General features: G+C 73.2%; 16 protein-coding genes. 3 read left to right on the top strand and 13 right to left on the bottom strand.

Annotated features, from left to right (window positions below):
* Positions 1–249: 249 nt before the first annotated feature.
* The 6 genes from ACERUN_RS08620 to ACERUN_RS08595 all read right to left on the bottom strand — a co-directional run bounded on the left by ACERUN_RS08620 (position 250) and on the right by ACERUN_RS08595 (position 5,759).
* Positions 250–2,034 carry a DEAD/DEAH box helicase gene (locus tag ACERUN_RS08620; protein ID WP_370289483.1) on the bottom strand — a complete coding sequence of 595 codons (1,785 nt, stop codon included), beginning with the start codon at positions 2,032–2,034 and terminating at the stop codon, positions 250–252.
* On the bottom strand, positions 2,031–2,330 hold the full coding sequence (locus tag ACERUN_RS08615; RefSeq protein ID WP_370289484.1) for a DUF3039 domain-containing protein: 300 nt from the start codon (positions 2,328–2,330) through the stop codon (positions 2,031–2,033). Before ACERUN_RS08615 ends, ACERUN_RS08620 begins: the two co-directional genes overlap by 4 nt.
* A 39-nt stretch (positions 2,331–2,369) precedes the next feature.
* Positions 2,370–3,854 carry an MFS transporter gene (locus ACERUN_RS08610; protein WP_370289482.1) on the bottom strand — a complete coding sequence of 495 codons (1,485 nt, stop codon included), beginning with the start codon at positions 3,852–3,854 and terminating at the stop codon, positions 2,370–2,372.
* Positions 3,851–4,411 (bottom strand): TetR family transcriptional regulator, encoded by a 561-nt coding sequence (locus tag ACERUN_RS08605; RefSeq protein ID WP_370289481.1) that lies wholly within the window; start codon positions 4,409–4,411, stop codon positions 3,851–3,853. Before ACERUN_RS08605 ends, ACERUN_RS08610 begins: the two co-directional genes overlap by 4 nt.
* 78 nt (positions 4,412–4,489) lie before the next feature.
* Complete coding sequence (locus ACERUN_RS08600) at positions 4,490–5,077, bottom strand: YqgE/AlgH family protein (protein ID WP_370289480.1); 588 nt, start codon at positions 5,075–5,077, stop codon at positions 4,490–4,492.
* A gap of 127 nt (positions 5,078–5,204) precedes the next feature.
* Entirely contained in the window at positions 5,205–5,759 is a 555-nt protein-coding gene (locus tag ACERUN_RS08595) for a hypothetical protein (protein ID WP_370289479.1), read from the bottom strand.
* Between the two features lie 188 nt (positions 5,760–5,947).
* Here ACERUN_RS08595 and ACERUN_RS08590 point away from each other — a divergent pair, with 188 nt between their 5' ends.
* Positions 5,948–6,832 (top strand): TetR/AcrR family transcriptional regulator, encoded by an 885-nt coding sequence (locus ACERUN_RS08590; protein ID WP_370289478.1) that lies wholly within the window; start codon positions 5,948–5,950, stop codon positions 6,830–6,832.
* An 18-nt stretch (positions 6,833–6,850) separates the two neighbouring features.
* Here ACERUN_RS08590 and ACERUN_RS08585 read toward each other — a convergent pair whose 3' ends face one another.
* From ACERUN_RS08585 to ACERUN_RS08565, 5 genes are all read right to left on the bottom strand, one after another.
* The gene (locus ACERUN_RS08585) at positions 6,851–7,900 is read right to left on the bottom strand and encodes a DUF3048 domain-containing protein (protein ID WP_370289477.1); all 1,050 of its coding nucleotides are present in this window, start codon (positions 7,898–7,900) and stop codon (positions 6,851–6,853) included.
* A gap of 257 nt (positions 7,901–8,157) precedes the next feature.
* Positions 8,158–8,928: an SDR family NAD(P)-dependent oxidoreductase gene (locus tag ACERUN_RS08580; RefSeq protein WP_370289476.1), complete on the bottom strand. Its 771-nt coding sequence runs from the start codon at positions 8,926–8,928 to the stop codon at positions 8,158–8,160.
* 84 nt (positions 8,929–9,012) lie between these two features.
* Positions 9,013–9,432 carry an HIT family protein gene (locus ACERUN_RS08575; RefSeq protein ID WP_370289475.1) on the bottom strand — a complete coding sequence of 140 codons (420 nt, stop codon included), beginning with the start codon at positions 9,430–9,432 and terminating at the stop codon, positions 9,013–9,015.
* Positions 9,433–9,464: 32 nt separating this feature from the next.
* On the bottom strand, positions 9,465–10,916 hold the full coding sequence (locus ACERUN_RS08570; protein WP_370289474.1) for a M15 family metallopeptidase: 1,452 nt from the start codon (positions 10,914–10,916) through the stop codon (positions 9,465–9,467).
* Between the two features lie 125 nt (positions 10,917–11,041).
* Positions 11,042–12,274 (bottom strand): glycerophosphodiester phosphodiesterase, encoded by a 1,233-nt coding sequence (locus ACERUN_RS08565; RefSeq protein WP_370289473.1) that lies wholly within the window; start codon positions 12,272–12,274, stop codon positions 11,042–11,044.
* 102 nt (positions 12,275–12,376) lie between these two features.
* Between ACERUN_RS08565 and ACERUN_RS08560 the strand changes: the two genes are divergently transcribed.
* On the top strand, positions 12,377–13,180 hold the full coding sequence (locus ACERUN_RS08560; protein WP_370289472.1) for a thioesterase family protein: 804 nt from the start codon (positions 12,377–12,379) through the stop codon (positions 13,178–13,180).
* Positions 13,181–13,285: 105 nt separating this feature from the next.
* Positions 13,286–13,951, top strand: coding sequence for an SDR family oxidoreductase (locus ACERUN_RS08555; protein ID WP_370289471.1), 666 nt, complete (start codon positions 13,286–13,288; stop codon positions 13,949–13,951).
* Between the two features lie 89 nt (positions 13,952–14,040).
* Here the strand turns inward: ACERUN_RS08555 and ACERUN_RS08550 are convergent, their stop codons facing one another.
* Positions 14,041–15,831 (bottom strand): sulfatase, encoded by a 1,791-nt coding sequence (locus ACERUN_RS08550; RefSeq protein WP_370289470.1) that lies wholly within the window; start codon positions 15,829–15,831, stop codon positions 14,041–14,043.
* A gap of 171 nt (positions 15,832–16,002) precedes the next feature.
* Entirely contained in the window at positions 16,003–17,523 is a 1,521-nt protein-coding gene (locus tag ACERUN_RS08545; protein ID WP_370289469.1) for a hypothetical protein, read from the bottom strand.
* Between the last annotated feature and the right edge of the window lie 25 nt (positions 17,524–17,548).

Here is a 17,548-nt window from a genome sequence, read left to right as displayed (position 1 = left end):
AAGGAGTGCGGCGGGCCGGCGGCGGCCGTGGCCAACGCCGAGCAGCTGCAGAAGCGCATCGACCGCATCCGCGAGTGGTCGGTGCGCAAGAGCTCCTGAGGGACGTGGCTGCGGCGCCTTGGTGGGTGCTGAGCGGTCGACTGGGACGACGAAACTGGCACTGGGACGACGGACTTCCGTCGTCCCAGTGCCAGTTTCGTCGGCCCAGTCGACCGCTCAGCACCCACCCAGGCGCCGCAGCCACGTCCCTCAGGAGCTCTTGCGCACCGACCACTCGCGGATGCGGTCGATGCGCTTCTGCAGCTGCTCGGCGTTGGCCACGGCCGCCGCCGGCCCGCCGCACTCCTTGCGCAGCGCGGCATGGGTGATGCCGTGGGCCTGGCCGGTGCGGTGGTGCCAGCTGGCCACGAGGCCGTTGAGCTCGCGGCGCAGCACGGCGAGGTGCTCGTGCGTGGTGATGTCGGCCAGGGCCTCGGCAGCGCGAGCGTCGGCGCGATTGGCGCCTTGGGCGTCGTCCGCGCCCCGTGGACGACGGCGGTCGGCCTGCCGCTGCTGCAGCAGGGCGCGCATCTGGTCGGGCTCGAGCAGGCCGGGGATGCCGAGGAAGTCCATCTCCTCCTCAGAGCCGATGTGCACCTCGCCCTCGTGGCCGAACTGCGCGCCGTCGTAGAGGACGTGGTCGAAGCGCGCCTCGGAGCCGAGGGCCTCGAAGGGCAGCGACTCGAGGTCGGAGGAGGCCGCCTCGCTGGCGTTGGCCTGGTTCATGAGGTCCTCCTCGGCGGCGAAGATGTCGCCGTCGCTGCTGACCTTGCGCTTGAGCACGTGGTCGCGCTGCACCTCGAGCTCGGAGGCGTAGGTGAGGAGGGTCGGCACCGAGGGCAGGAAGACCGAGGCGATCTCGCCGCGCTTGCGGGCCCGCACGAAGCGGCCCACCGCCTGGGCGAAGAACAGCGGGGTGGAGGTGTTGGTGGCCCACACACCGACGGCCAGGCGCGGCACGTCGACGCCCTCGCTGACCATGCGCACCGCCACGAGCCAGCGGCTCTCGCCCGCGCTGAACTCCGAGATGCGCTTGGAGGAGGCCTTCTCGTCCGAGAGGACGACGGTCGCCGCCTCGCCCGTGATCGCCTTCAGCTGCTTGGCGTAGGCGCGGGCGGAGTCCTGGTCGGAGGCGATGACGAGACCGCCGGCGTCCGGCACGTGGCGCCGCACCTCGGAGAGACGCTTGTCGGCGGCGGCGAGCACCGAGGGGATCCACGACCCGTTGGGGTCGAGTGCGGTGCGCAGCGCCTGGGCGGTCATGTCCTTGGTGAGCGGCTCGCCGAGGCTGGCCACGACCTCGTCGCCGGCGCTCGTGCGCCAGGTCATCTGACCGGAGTAGGCGAGGAACAGCACGGGGCGCACGACGTGGTCGGCGAGCGCCTCGGCGTAGCCGTAGGTGAAGTCGGGCACCGACATCGGCACGCCCTCGGGCCCGGGCTCGTAGCGCACGAACGGGATGGGGTTGATGTCGGAGCGGAACGGCGTGCCCGTGAGCGCGAGACGGCGGGCGGCGGGCTCGAAGGCCTCCCGCACGCCCTCGCCCCAGCTCATCGAGTCGCCGGCGTGGTGGATCTCGTCGAGGATCACGAGCGTGCGGAAGCGCTCGGTGCGGATGCGCAGCGCGAGCGGGTTGACGCCGACACCAGCGTAGGTGACCGCGACGCCCACGTAGTCGCTGGCGATCTTGCCCTTGCCTGCCGAGTAGGTGGGATCGATCGGCAGGCCCGCGCGGGCGGCCGCCTCGGCCCACTGCATCTTCAGGTGCTCGGTGGGCGCCACGATGATGAGGCGGTCGACGACGCGTCGTCCGAGCAGCTCGGCGGCGACGGTGAGCGCGAACGTCGTCTTGCCGGCGCCGGGGGTGGCGACGGTAAGGAAGTCACGCGGGTTGCGCGCGAGGTAGTCCGAGAGCGCAGCAGACTGCCAGGCACGCAGCGACGGCGCCGTGCCCCACGCTGCCCGCTCCGGCCAGGCCGGACCGAGCGAGCTCATGCCTGCGGACCGGACCCTCCGTCGGGACCGCCACCGGATCCACCGGGACCACCGGACCCGCCCTCGTCGCCCAGCCCCTCCCAGATCTCCTTGCAGTCGGGGCAGACGGGGTACTTCTCCGGGGCCCGCGAGGGCACCCACACCTTGCCGCACAGTGCGACGACGGGCGTGCCCATGACCATCGCCTCGGTGAGCTTGTCCTTCTCCACGTAGTGGCTGAACCGCTCGTGGTCGCCCTCGTCGGTCGGGACGGTACGGCGGTCCTCCCGGACGTCCGTGCTTGTCGAGAAGCCGATCGTGGTCACCGGGTCACTCTAACCGCCGCGGGCGCGGGATCAGTGTTCGCCGGAGACGTCGAGATCGGCCGGCAGGTCGCGGTGCACGAGGACGGCGACGACCAGCGTGAGCGCGGCCGCAGCCAGGCCCACGACCCCGAAGGCGGTGGAGTAGGACGCCATCGCCGCGGCCTGCACCGGCCCACCCAGGGCGCCCGTGAGCGACTCCACGGCGGCGCTCGGAGCCGTCTCCGGCAGGCCTGCGCGGTAGACGATGCCGGCCAGGCTGCCGAGCAGCGCGATGCCCAGCACACCGCCCACCTCGTACGACATCTCCTCCACCGCGGCGGCCGAACCCACCTGGTGGGCGGGCGCCGCGCCGATGATGAGCGCGGAGGCCAGGCCCAGTGCGGCCGAGCCGCCGCCGATGAGCAGCAGCGAGACGGCCACCGTCGCGTAGGTGAGCTCGCCGGGCACCAGGCCCAGCACGCCCACCCCCGCAGCGAGGACGACGAGTCCGCCCACCAGCACCTGGCGAGCGCCGACCCGCGCGGCCAGCGCCGGGGCGAGTGGCGGCCCGATGAGGCCGCCGAGCGCCATCGGCAGCAGCGCGACACCAGCCATGAGCGGGCTCCACCCGCGCACCAGCTGGAGCCACTGGGCGCCCACGAAGAGCACCGCGACCATCACCGTGCTGCTCACCAGTGCGGTGAGCACGCCGGCGCGGAAGACCGGCAGCAGGAACAGCCGGACGGCGAGCATCGGGTCGCTCTGGCGGGCGCAGCGGCGCACGAAGGCGGTGAGCATGCCGACTCCCAGCACGGCGGTGACGACGGCCAGCGCGTCGAGCCCCTCCTTGCCGAGGTGCTTGATCGCGAACACCGCGAACACCATGCCGCCGACCGAGAGCAGCACGCCCGCGGCGTCCACGCGACCGGGCCGGTCGCTGCGGCTCTCGGGGAGCAGCAGCAGGCCCGCGGGCAGCGCGACGAGCATCAGCGGCACGTTGACGAGGAAGGCGGCGTGCCACGTGAAGGCCTCGAGCAGCGCTCCGCCGACGATCGGGCCGACGGCGCCGCCGACCGCGGCCGTGGAGGCCCAGAGCCCGAGGGCGAACGCCCGCTCGCGCGGGTCGGGGAAGAGGGCGCGGATGAGCGAGAGCGTGGCCGGCATGATGAGCGCGCCACCCATGCCGAGGAGCACGCGCAGCGCGATGACCTCGCCGGGGCTGGTGGCCACGAGCGCGCCGGCGGAGGCGCCGGCGAAGATGCCGAAGCCGACCAGCAGCGCCCGGCGTCGTCCGAAGCGGTCGGCGAGCGCGGAGAACGGGATGAGCAGGCCGGCGAGCACGAGCGAGTAGACGTCGACGATCCACAGCTGCGAGAGCGCTCCGGCGTCGAGATCGGCGGCGAGGTCGGGCAGCGCGACGTTGAGCACGGTCATGTCCATGACCACGACGAGCAGGCTCGCCGAGAGCACGGCGAGACCGGCCCAGCGGCGCGGATCGGCGGGTGCGGTGGTGCGGGGGGTGGTGAGGGCGCTCATCGCGCGGCACTTCCTTCGAAGAACGTGGTGGTGATCAGGTCGACGGCATCGCGACGTGCGATGTCGCCTTCGATGAGGGCGTCGCGCACGGCCACGAGCAGGCCGTAGACGGTGTGCCCGAGCCAGCGGGCGGGCACGTCCGAGCGCAGGACGCCGGTGCGCTGGCCCGCGGCGTAGAGCTCGACCTCGCGCACGAAGATCTGCTCGCAGCGCTCGCGCAGGGCCGGGGCCGCGACGATGTTGGTGTCGGTGAGGGCGATCGCGAAGTCCTGGGCGTCCACCACGAAGCGGGCGAGCATCGCCTCGAGTGCGGCCCGCACCTGCGCGGCGTCCTCGGACGCGACGGCAGCGGCCGCGCCGACGGCCTCGAGGCTCTCCTCCCACCGATCTAGCGAGCCGACGCCGATCTCGTGCAGCAGCTCCTCGCGGGTGGCGAAGTGGCGGTGCACGGTGGCGCGGCCCACGCCCGCGGCCGCAGCGACCTGGGCCATGGACGCCGTGGGCTCGGTGTTGAGCAGGCGGGTGGCGGCGGCGAGCACCGCTGCACGGGTGGACATGGGACCTCCGAGTCTCGAATGAGACATCAATGTCTCACACGAGACAGACAAGTCTCAAACCGGCGCAGGTGTTCGGCGTCAGTTCAGCTCGGGATCGGTCGGGCGGGTGGCGTGGAACGCCAGCTCGCCGGGCTGGCGGCGCATCACGCGGCGCCACAGGTCGCGCACGTCGTCGGAGAAGACGTCGCCGATCTCGCCGCCGACGACGTACCAGCTGCCCTCGGCGATCTCCGCCTGCAGCTGCCCGGGGCCCCAGCCGGCGTAGCCGGCGAAGATGCGCAGCCGGTCGACGGTGCCGGTGACGAGCTCGCGCGGGGTGTCGAGGTCGAGGAGGCCGAGTCGGCCCCACACAGCGCGGAAGCCCGCGGCGCCCTCACCGCCAGGGGTTGCCAGAGCGACGGCGAGGGCGCCGTCGGTCGACACCGGACCACCCTGGAAGAGCACCTCCGGCTCGTCGACGACGTCCTCCCACTCCCCCAGCACCTCGCCGACGGGGAGCACGCTCGGCCGGTTGAGGACGACGCCGAGGGCGCCGCCGTCGTCCACGTCGAGGAGGAGGACCACGGTGTCGGCGAAGTTCGGATCGAGCAGCTCGGGCGAGGCGAGCAGGAGGCGACCGGGCGCGAGCGGGAGCACGTCGCGAGCCACGCGTCGGTCGGAGGCCATGGCCCCATCATGCCGCGCGCCCGCGCTGCAGGACGCGCGGTCCGATGATCCGGACACGCGCGCCCCGCCTCGCGGGCGCGGACGAGTGCTGTGCTGTTGTGGCGGTTGCGCTGGCGTGTTGCTCGGGTCAGGCCGCGAGCACCGCGCGGAGGCGGTCGAGCAGCGTGCGCGGCTCGGCGACCTCCTCGTAGGCCTCCTCGGCGGGAAGCATCGGGATCCCCTTGTGCAGGGCGCGAGCCCGCTCCTCGATCTCGGCACCCACGCGGGCGGCGGCGTCGGCGCCGATCCCCGAGCGGCCCGCCATGACGGCGAGCAGGTGGTGCTCCTTGCCCGTGGCGGCGGCCATGGCGGTGGCCATCGCGTCGTCCACGGGGTGGGCGCGGTAGTGGTCGATGATCAGGCGGATGCCCGGCAGCTCGTGGGCGGTGTTGCTCCACGCGATCGCGACGGCCTCGTCGAGGTCCATCGGCTGGTGGGCGAGCATCCGCTCGATGTGGCCGGAGAGGCGGGTGTGCCACTTCAGCGTGAGCGCGGCGAGCAGGTCGAGCTCGTCGCGGAAGGTGGCGGCGACGCCCTCGACGTCCATCGGGAGGAGCCCGTCGCGGCGCACGGCGGAGGTGGCGATGACGGCGCGGAGGGTCTCGCCGCGGTTGTGGTAGGCCGTCCAGGTCATGGTCAGCATTCCTGTCTCGTGTCGGCGGCTGCCGGTTCAGGGGAGCGCTGCGCGAACCGACATACCGCTGGTACGTACTTCGAGTATGTAGCCCGTAGGGCCCGCTCCACACCCGTGCGAGGCGTGATCCCGCCCACGCCTGCGCAGCGACGTGACCGGGCTCACCCGCGGTGCGCCGGCACGCCTATGCTGAGCGCGTGTCGAAGGCGTCGGTGTCGAAGCTCGTCCCCAAGGTCCCCGGCGTTCCCGGCACGCGGCGCGGCGCCTACTCGGCGTCCACGAAGCGGGCCCTGGTCGACGTGGCCGAGAAGCTCTTCGCCGAGAAGGGCTACGCCTCCACCTCGCTCGACGCCATCGTGGCTGGCGCCCGCGTGACCAAGGGCGCGCTCTACCACCACTTCAGCGGCAAGCAGGCGCTCTTCGAAGCCGTCTTCGAGCGCATCGAGGCCGACTCGGCCAAGCGCATCCAGAAATCGCTGCGCGGTCAGCGCGACCCGTGGCAGAAGGCCACCGAGGGGCTGCGCTCCTTCCTCGACGTGGTGCAGGAGAACACCTACCGGCGCATCGTCATCCAGGACGGCCCGGCCGTGCTCGGTTACGAGCGCTACCGCGAGCAGGAGGAGCGCTCCACCTTCGCCAACATCGTCGAGATCGTGCGCGCCACCCTCGACGCCGGCCACTGGGACCTCGACGAGGAGATGCTCCAGACCTTCTCGCGCATCTTCTTCGGCGCGCTCTCCTCGGCCGGCGAGTCGGTGGCCACCGCCGCCGACCCCGAGGCCGCCGCCCGGCGCGTCGAGGGCGCGATCGGCTTCCTCCTCGCCGGCGTGCAGAGCCTGGTCGAGCAGGGCGCGGACGTCGGCTCGTTGCTCGGCACGCTTCCCACCACCTCTCCCCTCGGGCCCGACGCAGGCGAGGACGACGGGGAGCCGAGCGACGCGGAGGTCGAGGAGATCGAGGGCGTCGAGGACGCCGAGCTGGTCGACGACGTGGCCTCGGACGAGCCGGACGAGGACACCGAGCCGGCCGAGGACGCTGAGCCGGCCGCACCCCGCTCCGGCCGCGGCCGGCGCCGCTCCTGACGCGTCAGGCGCGAGGCGTCAGCGCCCCAGCGTCACCCGACCGCCGAAGCGGTCGGCCGGGGTGAGCTCGATCCAGGTCTTGCCGGCCGGCACGGTCAGCGGCGCGCCGGTGGTGTCGGTGAGGGTGAGCTCGGAGGACTTCTTCGCCTTCGACCACACGGCGTCGACCACGCGGCCGTTGCTGAACAGCTGGGCGCGCCCCTTGCCCACGAACCGGCTCTCGGGCACGAAGTTGCCGGCGGGGTCCTTGTAGCCGGCGTCGACGACGCCGACGCGGATCACGAGCACGTTGGTGGGCGTGAAGCGGTCGCCCTTCGCGGCGTTGGAGTTGGTGTTGACGTAGCGACCGCCCCGGAAGACCCAGTCGGTGCGGTGCCCGCCGCTGAAGGCCACGGTGAAGCGTGCAGCCGGCTTGCCGGCCGGCAGGTCGGCGGCCGTGCCCCAGGGCAGGTAGTCGCGGGGACGCTCGAGCTTCTTGTCCTGGGTCGCGCGGGCGACCTTCTTGAGGCTGGTGAAGAGGTTGTAGGGGGCGTAGCGCCCGCCCTTGCGGTAGAAGCCGGGGCCGCCCTCCTGGAAGAAGGTGATGCCGGCCTTCTTGACGCGGTCGATGGTGAAGCCGGCCGCGCCGCTGGTGGTGATGACACCGCCGGTGGGCCCGACGATGCCGATGTCGGTGGCGCGCATCGAGCGCACCGGGCCGATGTCGCCCGGGAGCTGGGAGTAGTAGAAGGCCGCCAAGCGGGTGATGCCACCCTCGACGAGCTCCTCGACCACGAGATCTGCCTTGCTCAGGCCCACCTGGGGCGAGCTCGCCCGGGAGTTGTCGATCTTCGTCACGATCACCGGGTGGTCGAGCTCGACCGACGTGCCCGCCGGAGCCTGCAGACCGGTGAGCGGCCACGTGGCGGGCGGCGCCGGCGTGGGCGTGGCTGACACCGAGGACGACTCCTTCTTGGACGCGCCGGACGAGGCGTCGTCCCCGCCTCCGCCGCAGGCGGCCAGCGAGAGGCTCAGGCTGAGGGCGAGGAGCGAGGCCGGCAGGGCCCGGCGGGTTCGAGGCGTGCGCACCGCCCCAGTGTGAACGCTCGCCGCCGCGGACGACGAACGCCGCCCCCGCGTGTCGCGGAAGCGGCGTCCGAACGACTGGCTGTACCCAGGACGTCGTCCTCGATACCTCGCCCTGATCGGCCCCTCGCCGTGCGAGCCCACTTGTAACTCGGTGTTCGGTGCACTGCCACGGTGTTGTGACTGGTCACAACACCGTGGTGGACGACCGAACACTGAGTTACAAGCGGCGGCGGGCGGCCAGGCACCCGGCGACGAGCTCAGGTGCCGAGGGAGATGCCGCCGTCGACGTAGAGCGTCTGGCCGGTGATGTAGCTGGCCTCGTCGGAGGCGAGGAAGGTGACGGCCGCGGCGATGTCGTCGGGCAGGCCGACGCGCTTGACGGGGTTGGCCTCGGCGTTGAGGCGGCGGAACTCCTCGACGTCCAGCTTGAGGCGGGCGGCGGTGGCGTCGGTCATCTCGGTGGCGATGAAGCCCGGCGCCACGGCGTTGGTGTTGATGCCGAAGGGGCTCAGCTCGATGCCGAGGGTGCGCGTGAAGCCCTGGATGCCCATCTTCGCGGCCGAGTAGTTGGCCTGGCCGCGGTTGCCGAGGGCGGAGATCGAGGAGATGTTCACGACCTTGCCGTACTTCTGCTCGACGAAGTGCTTCTGGGCGGCCTTGGTCATGAGGAAGGCGCCCTTGAGGTGGACGCCGATCACGAGGTCCCAGTCGTCCTCGGTCATCTTGAACAGCAGGTTGTCGCGCGTGATGCCGGCGTTGTTGACGAGGATGTGGATGCCGCCGAGCTCGGTGACGACGCGCTCGATGGCGGCCTCGACCGAGGCGCCGTCGCTGACGTTGGCGCCCACACCGACGGCCTTCGCGCCGTCGACGAGCGGCAGCTTGGCAGCGGCCTCAGCGGCGGCGGCCTCGTCGAGGTCGACGATCGCGATCGAGGCGCCCTCCTGGGCGAAGCGGGTGGCGGTGCCGAACCCGATCCCTCGTGCTGCTCCGGTGATGACGGCGACGCGCCCGTCGAAACGACCCATCTGATGTGCCTCTCAGTTCGGTGGAGTGCGATCCGGCCCGCTCCCCGTTGGGGTGCGAACCGTCACAGCGGAGCCTACGCAGGCTCACGCCGAGCGCTGGAGGGCGTCCCTCAGGCGGGCGGCGTAGTCGGCGCGCTCCCCCGCGGCGTACTTCGTGCGGGGCCAGAAGAAGCCGCGCAGGCCGTCGCCCTTCGTGCGCGGGACGACGTGCAGGTGCAGGTGCGGCACCGACTGGCTGACCGTGTTGTTGATGGCCACGAAGCTGCCCTGCGCGCCCAGGCCCTCGACCACGGCGGTGGCCAACCGCTGCGCGGCGGCGAGGAAGCCGTCGCGGTGCTCGGCCGGCAGCTCCGGCAGCGTCACGACGTGGGTGCGCGGCACGAGCAGCACGTGGCCCTTGAACACGGGGCGCTGGTCGAGGAAGGCCGCGAACGCCGGCTCCTCGAGCACCAGGTCGGCCTCGAGGTCGCCGGCGAGGATGGAGCAGAAGACGCAGTCGGCCACCGCTCCACCCTAGGCGCCCGACGGAGTGCCGGTCAGTGGCAGACCGGCAGCCCGCACGACGGCGGCGCCATCACCCGGCCGCGGCGCACGGCGGTGTCGAAGTGCTGGGAGTCCGAGACGCCGTAGGTCCAGCGCAGCCCGTGGCGGGCCATGATGCGCACGACGGCGTGGTTCGACGAGCGCCAGGCGTAGCGGGGGTTCGAGTGCGCAGGCCACCAGCCGTTCGGCGTCCACCCGTGGGAGGAGCGGAACGGGTTCTCCCAGGGGTTGATGTCGAGCGCGCGGCCGGACGCGTGCGGGCTCATCACACCGGGGCGGCCCACCACCCAGCGGCAGTTGAAGGCCGAGGTGTTGTCAGCGGCCATCGAGGCGTAGTCGTCGCCCCCGCGAACGCGCGACGAGTAGCCGAAGCGGTCGACGCGGTACATCGAGCGGATGGGCAGCTTGGCGTTGTACATGTCGGTGAGGGCTCGGGCCATCTGACCGATCGCGTTGGCGGCCGCGACCAGCTCGCCGCGGCGGCGGTAGCCGGAGAAGTCCCAGTAGTTGATGCGGAGCAGTCGCAGCGACGAGCGCGCGAGACATCCCGGGCGCCAGGAGCGTCCGACCATCGAGCGCCACACGCTGTCGGGGATCGTCGTGATGCGGGCATCGGCGCCGGGGGTGGTGGCACGGGCCTGCGCGGGAAGGGCCCGCGGGCGCGGCGATCGGGCAGGCAGGACGACGGGCCGCGCCGCGGGCACGTTGTCGACCCGCAGCATCGTGCTCACCGATCCGAGCGCCCACGGCACCGGGCTGCTCACCGCGCGGAAGCGGGTGTCGGTGCGGGGGCGCACCCGCACGACCACGCGGCCGTCGGAGCCGGCGTTGGCGGTGAGCACCCGCACCCAGGCCGAGCCGTTCCAGCGCTGCAGCGTCACGGGGCCGGGCACGCCCACGCCGGTGCTGGTGCGGCGCAGCAGGGCGAGGCTCAGCACCTGCTCGTCGACCACCCGGGTGGGGCCGCCGAGCCACGTGCGGGTGGGGCGCTGGCGCAGCGGCAGCGTGTACTCGGTCGTGGACGCCGCGTGGTCGGCGTCGCCGGCGAAGGTGGCCCGCACGCGGTTGCGGGCGGGATCGCGATCGACGACGACCTCGACATCGAGCGACCCGGCGGCGTCGGTGGTGCCCACCCCACCGGGGCCGGCGGTGGTGAGCGGGGCCCACGCGCTGCCGTTCCACCGCTCGACGGTGACGGCGGCACCCGCGACCGGCTGTCCGCCGTCGGTGAGGACGACGCCCAGCGTGGTCGACTGCCCCGCGAACTGCACCGGTGCGCTCAGCGCCAGCACGGTCGGGGCGGGAGCGGCCGAGGCGGGTGCGACGACGGCGAACACGGCCGCCACGAGGCTCACCACGGTGGCCAGCAGCGCGCCACCGCGCCCGCTGCTCACGACACGACGACGGCGGGCAGGGGCGAGGGGAGGCTGCGACCCGAGTGGCATGGGGGTCATCCTGCGCCCTCCTCGTCCGGTTCGCCGCATGGCAGCGGCGTGTCGTCGTCCACGAAAACGAGGACACCGGCCGCACGCGGCGGCCGGTGTCCTCGCCCGAGAGGGACAGCGGTACCTCAGGCGACCCGGCCGCGACCGCGACGCTGCTCGGCCACCCACGCGTCCCGTGCGGCGACGGCGATGTCCGGCTGGTCGGCGAACACGGCGTCGACCCCGGCGTCGAGCAGCGCTCGGGTCTCGCCGGCCATGTCGCCGTAGGCGTTCGGGTCGGTGCCGCGGCGCAGGTTGGCGGGCAGGAACTGGTTCTCGGCCCGCTGGGTCCAGGTCACCACGCGCAGGCCGGCGCGGTGGGCGTCGCGTGTCACCGCGCTCGGGGCGCCGATCGCGCCGGCAGCGTCACGGGGCAGCAGGAGGTTCTTGTTGGCCGCCAGCCAGGTGGCGTAGCGCGCCGTCGCGCGCAGGCCCGCCGGCGTGACGAGGTCGGCGTAGGTGACGCCGGTGCCGGCGACCACCTGGTCGTACGGGGCGCCCGCGGCGTCCACGAGCTGGGCGAGCGGCACCCGGGTGAGCCGGTGCAGCTGCTTCAGGTTGCCCACCTCGAAGCTCTGGACGACGACCGGCGCGTTCGCCCGGTCGAGCCCGTTGCGGCGCAGCACCTGCACGAGTCGCCGCTCCAGGGGCAGGCCCACGGAGGCGAAGTAGGTGGGGTGCTTGGTCTCGGGGGCGATGCCGATGGTGCGGTGCAGGCGGCGCGACTCGCGGCGGGCGAGGTCGATGACCTCCTGCAACGTCGGCACCTCGAACCGGCCGTCGTAAGCGGTGTTGGCCGGACGCACCTGCGGCAGCCGCTCGATCGCGCGCAGGGTCTTGAGCTCGGCGAGGGTGAAGTCCTCGGTGAACCAGCCCGTCTCGCTCACGCCGTCGACGACCTTGGTGGTGCGACGGTCGGCGAACTCGGGGTGCTGCGCGACGTCGGTGGTGCCGCTGATCTCGTTCTCGTGGCGGGCCACGAGCTGGCCGTCCTTGGTGGGCACGAGGTCGGGCTCGATGTAGTCGGCGCCGAGGTCGACGGCGAGCTGGTAGGCGGCCAGGGTGTGCTCGGGCCGGTAGCCCGAGGCGCCGCGGTGGGCGAACACGAGCGGGCGCACCCGGCCGCGGTCGCGGTCGACCGGCTTGGCCGGCTTGGCCGGTTGCCCCGGCCCGGCGGTCTTCGCGGGGGCCGTCGCCGGACGCGCCGTAGGCGCCGCAGTGGCGGCGGTGGTGCCGGCGCCGAGGGTCAGGGCGGCAGCGGTTCCGAGCAGGACGAGCGGTCGCAGGGCGCGCGTGATCGATGGGTTCCGAGATGTCATGCCCCCACGGCAGCAGACGCAGGTGGCGAGGCGGCGAGCCCGAGTTGAACACTCCTCCCTTCGGAGGTGGGTGCGTGCTCACCCGCACGGCAGGATGCTCCGGTGGCCTACTGGATCCGAACGTCCCCCACCACGCTCGCCCCGACCGCCCACGTGGGCGGCGCGTGGAGCGAGTCGCAGCAGCACATCGCGCCGGCGTTCGGCGTCCTCGTGCACGAGGTGGAGCGGCACCTGGCAGCGCGACGCGAGGCGCCCCTGCCCGTCGTCTCACGGCTGAGCTTCGACATCCTCGGCCCGATCCCGCTCGAGCCGCTCGAGATCGAGGTGGAGGTGCTGCGACCGGGGCGCAGCATCGAGCTGGTGCAGGCCACCGCGCGCCACGACGGCCGTGCCGCAGTGCTGCTGCGCGCCTGGCTGTGCGCCGAGCACGACACCGCGGGCCTCGCCGGCACGCACCTGCCGCCCGTGCCGCGCGCCGACGAGCTCGACGCCTGGGACGGCACCGCCACGTGGCCGGGCGGCTTCATCGCGTCGGTGGAGCTGCGCCGCCGCGAGCTGGCCGCCGGCCGCTCGCACACCCGCGTGCGCACCCACCACCCCCTCGTGGACGACGAACCGGCGAGCCCCCTGGCCGCCACCGTCGGCCTGGTCGACATCACCAACGGCGTCGCCGTCCGCGTCGACCCCCGCGAGGTCGCCTTCCCGAACCTCGACCTCACGATCCACCTCCTGCGCGCGCCGCAGTGGTCGGGGAACGAGCGCACGGAGTCCGGCTCGGGCGGCTGGCTGGGCCTCGACACGCAGGTGTCGTTCGGGCCGGGCGGCCTGGGCATCACGCAGTCGGTGCTGCACGACGACCTCGGGCCCTTCGCCATCTCCGCGCAGACCCTCACCGTGCGCCCGTGAGCACGCGCCCCTGATCCGACTCCCCCGCCCGCGACGTGCGCGGGCTCACCCCGCCGCCGACCGGCGCGGCCGTATCGGTGACCGAGGCGCGGGTACGGCGGGAGCATGCGTATCGCCATCGTCGGAGGAAACGGCCAGATCGCCCGTCTGCTGCACCCGCTGCTCGTGAAGGCCGGGCACCAGCCCGTGGCCCTCGCGCGCAAGGAGGAGTACCGCGCGGACCTCGAGTCGCTCGGCGCCGAGCGGCGCCTGCTCGACCTCGAGAACGCCGACGACGCGGCGTGGGACGCCGCGCTGGAGGGTGCGGACGCCGTGGTCTTCGCTGCGGGCGGTGGCGGCGACGGCAGCATCGAGCGCAAGAAGACCGTCGACCTCGGCGGCTCGCTCGGCGCCATCGCCGGCGCGACCCGCCTCGGCATCCGCCGCTTCGTCCAGATCTCCGCGATCGGCGTCGACCGCCCGGCCGACCCCGACCTCGGCGAGGTGTGGGCGGCCTACGTGGCGGCCAAGCGCGACGCCGACGTAGCTCTGCGCCAGAGCGAGCTCGACTGGACCGTGCTCCGCCCGGGCCGCCTCACCGACGACGCCGCCACCGGCCTGGTCGACCTCGGCCCCGAGGCGCAGCGCGGCGACGTGACCCGCGCCGACGTCGCCGCCACCGTGGCGGCGCTGCTCGAGCGCGACGAGACGATCGGGCGCCAGTGGAACGTGGTCGGCGGCGAGACCCCCGTGGCCGAGGCCGTGGACGCCGCGCTGGCCGCCGACAGTTGAGACTGCACCCGCGCCGGGCCTGCACCGGGCCTGCACCGGGCCTGCACCGGGCTTGACCAGCACACGCCCGATCAGGCAGGGCGGCCGGTTCAGCCGCCGTAGATCCCGGCGATCCCCCGCCAGTACTCCTCGACGAGGTGCGTGGCCTCGGCCGGCGTGGCCGCGAGGTCGTCGGGCAGCGGCGTGCGGCATACCGTGCCCACGCAGTCCTTGACCGCGAGCCAGAGGCGGTCCAGCTCGGCCCGCACCGAGGCGTAGCCGGGGTCGCTGAAGCGGTTCTCGAACTCGCCGGGATCGGCGAGGAGGTCGTAGAGCTCACCCTGACCGTTCATGTAGCGGGTGAAGGAGTAGCGCGGCGTGCGCAGGCCGATCGAGCTGCGTGCGTCGCCGGCGCGGAAGTTCGGGTCGGTGCGCCGCCCGGTGATCGACTTGTAGGCCTCGGTGACCACGGGCGTCGTCCAGCCTTGGTCGCCCTGGACGATGCTGCGCCAGCGCGAGGTGCCGTCGGCGACGTGGGGCGCGCGGGCGCCGGCGATGTCGAGCACGGTGGCGGTGAGGTCGACGGTGGAGATGGGGTCGCTGCGACGCTCGCCGCCCCGGACCCCCGGCCCGGTGACGAGGAAGGGCACGCGCAGCGACGGCTCGTGCGCGAGCACCTTGCCGTCGGGCTTGCGGTGCTCGCCGAGGAAGTAGCCGTTGTCGGAGGTGAAAATCAGCACGGTGTTCTTCCAGGCGCCCGTCCTCTTCAACGTCGCCACGATCCTGGCGACCTGACGGTCGAGCACGTAGACGGCCTCGGCGCGCTGGCGGGTGACGTTGAGCAACGCAGCCCGCTCGGCCGCGTTCGGCTCGGGGAAGCGCGTGAGGTTGGTCGGCTTGTCGCTCATGTCGGCCTCGGCCGGACCGCCGTCCTTCGGCAGGCCCGGGGCCTGGGTGATAACGCCGTTGAAGCGGCCCTTCACCCAGTCGGGGCGGGCGGTCGTGTTGAGCTTGCGCACGTGGTTGTCGGCGTCCAGGAAGGGCGCCGGGTCGTCGGGTTCGCGCGGGCCGCCGTGATGGGGCGCCACGAACGAGGTGTAGAGGAAGAACGGCTGCTTGCCGGCCGCGTAGCGGGTGATGAGCCGCCGCGAGAAGGCGCCGATCACGTCGGTGCCGTACTGACCCCGGTGGGTGTTGTCGATGCGCCCGTTGATGTTGAAGGGCACGTCGAAGAAGTTGTAGGTCGAGCCGTGGATGCCGACCTCCTTGCCGCCGTCGACCGAGGCGTACCAGTCGCTCCACCCCTTCGGCACGTAGGTGTAGGACGGCTTGCCGGTGACGAGGCTGCGCATCGGGCCGTAGCCGTTGAGGTACTTGCCCACGTAGGCCGTGCGGTAGCCGGCCGCCGCGAGCGAGGTGCCGATCGTGCGGGAATCGTCGAAGGCGGCGAACCCGTAGGGCGCGTAGTGCCACAGCACCTTGTGGTTGTGCGCGTAGCGGCCGGAGAGGAACGAGGCACGGGCCGGGCAGCACAGCGGGAAGGGCGAGAAGGAGTTGTCGAAGGTGACACCGCCCTCCCCCAGCACCGTGCGCACCGTGGGGGCGTAGCGCAGGTCGTCGACGCGCATGTCGTCGGCCATGATCACCACGATGTTCGGACGACGCGCCGGGCGCTCTGCTACGGCCGAGCGACCGCCCGAACCGGGGTCGTCGATCGCGGGTGCGCCCGAGGCCTGGCGGGCCGTCGTCCGCGAGGGGGTGGAGCCGCCGTCGGTGCCGAGCACGCCCCCGATGAGCGCGAGGGCTGCGATGAGAGCCACGAGCACCAGTGGACGACGCCACCGGCGGCCGCGCGGGCGGGGAGTCGGGGGCGCCTCCTGGGCGGTCGACTTCTCCTGCACGATGCTCCCTGTTCCCTTGCCCGACGGCCCGGCGTCACTCCGGCCGGGTTGCGGCCCCCAGGGTAGGTCGCCGCGTGCCGCTCACGAAGTCGACTCGGCCGAACCTGTCACCGCGACATCGAATGCGAGGGATCTCCCAGCCGAGCACCGCAACGACCTCGGCGATGATCGTCAGCGCAGGCGCCAGATCCGCCAGTCGCCGAGCACCGCTGCGACTGCGTAGCGCCGTTCGAGCACCCGCTGGGCCTGGTCGGTCTCGACGCCCCAGGTGCGCAGGCTGTCGCCGTGGACGACGATCCACGTGGGCGCCCGCTCGGACTCCAGCAGTGAGGTGAAGCGCGCGAGCTTCGAGTCGCGCACCCGCACGGGCAGGCTCCACAGTTCGCGGTAGGGGCTGTCGAGGCCCGACTCCCACAGGATGTCGGGGTGGCCGAAGGCGACGGTGGCGGTGTCGCCGGGGGCGGCGTTCGCGCGGAGGTAGGCGATGGGTCGGGCGTCGGCGGTGCGCGCGGGCCCCATCCCGTCGGACGACGCGTGGGCGACGACGAGCGAGACGAGGGCCAGGCCGAGCGACACCGCGAGCGCGCGATCGGCGCGGCGGCTGGCCGGGCGCTGGGCGGAGGCGGCCGCCAGCACCACCGACCCGGGCACGAGCAGCAGGAGGTAGTGCAGCCAGTAGCTGCCGCCGAGCACGATGCCGATGCCCTCCCACGCCAGCAGACCCACGCCCAGGTAGCGCAGGTCGACCCACTCGCGCGGACGATCGGGATCCAGCCGTCCCGCGAGCGGGTGGCGCACCCGCCACAGCAGCGCCAGCAGCACGACCGGCAGCAGGCTGAGCACGAAGGCGCCGAACAGGTTGACCGCCCGCCCGCTCACCGCAGGCGGCGCGGACGCGTCGATCACGCGGGAGGCCTCCACGCGGAAGGACACCACGGCGTCCCAGAGGCCGGAGAGATCGGTGCCCCGCCACGCTGCCGCGCCGAGGCCGGCGGCGAGGAAGGCGACCGCACCCGCCGAGAAGGCTGCGGCGAGGCCGAGCACGAAGCGGACCCCGTAGCGGCGCAGCAGCGGCAGCGCCACCAGCACGGCTGCCACGACGCCGTCCACGGCGTTCTGCTTGACGCCGACGGCGGCCACCGCGAGGACGCCGGCGAGCGCCGACCACACGAGGGCCGGGCGCCCCGTTCGGCGACTGGCGGCGAGCAGGGCGAGCACTCCCCCGAGCACGAACGGCGCCGTGAGCAGCTCGCCCGGCACCTCGCTGGCCCCGAAGAGCGGCGTGGAGACCAGCACCGCCGCCAGCGGTACGGGGAAGATCCGGGTCACGGTGGCCGAGCGGTCCTCGCGCGCCGCCATGTGGGTGAGCACAGCGGCCATCGCCACCACTGCCACGGCGCAGACCATGCCGATGACCCGCAGTGCGGTCGTGCCGCCGAGCTGCCCGGCGAGCGCGTGGATCGCGATGATCAGCGGCGGCCGGTCGACCCAGTGGTCGCCGTAGAGACTGTCGCCGCGGTGCCACTGCGAGGCGACCAGGAGGAAGCCGCCCTCGTCGGGCGTGGCGGGCAGGGTGAGGAACGGGACGCGGGCGATCACCACGGCCAGCGAGGCCGCCAGCGTGGCGAAGGCCAGCGGGTGCTCGCGGATCCGATCGCGCCACCGCCGTCGGGCGGTGGCGGGGCTCAGCACGGGGCGACGGTACCCGCGGCGTCAC

The organism is Nocardioides sp., assembly GCF_964229035.1.
Classification (GTDB): domain Bacteria; phylum Actinomycetota; class Actinomycetes; order Propionibacteriales; family Nocardioidaceae; genus Nocardioides.
This window is presented reverse-complemented; position numbering and strand designations above follow the sequence as displayed.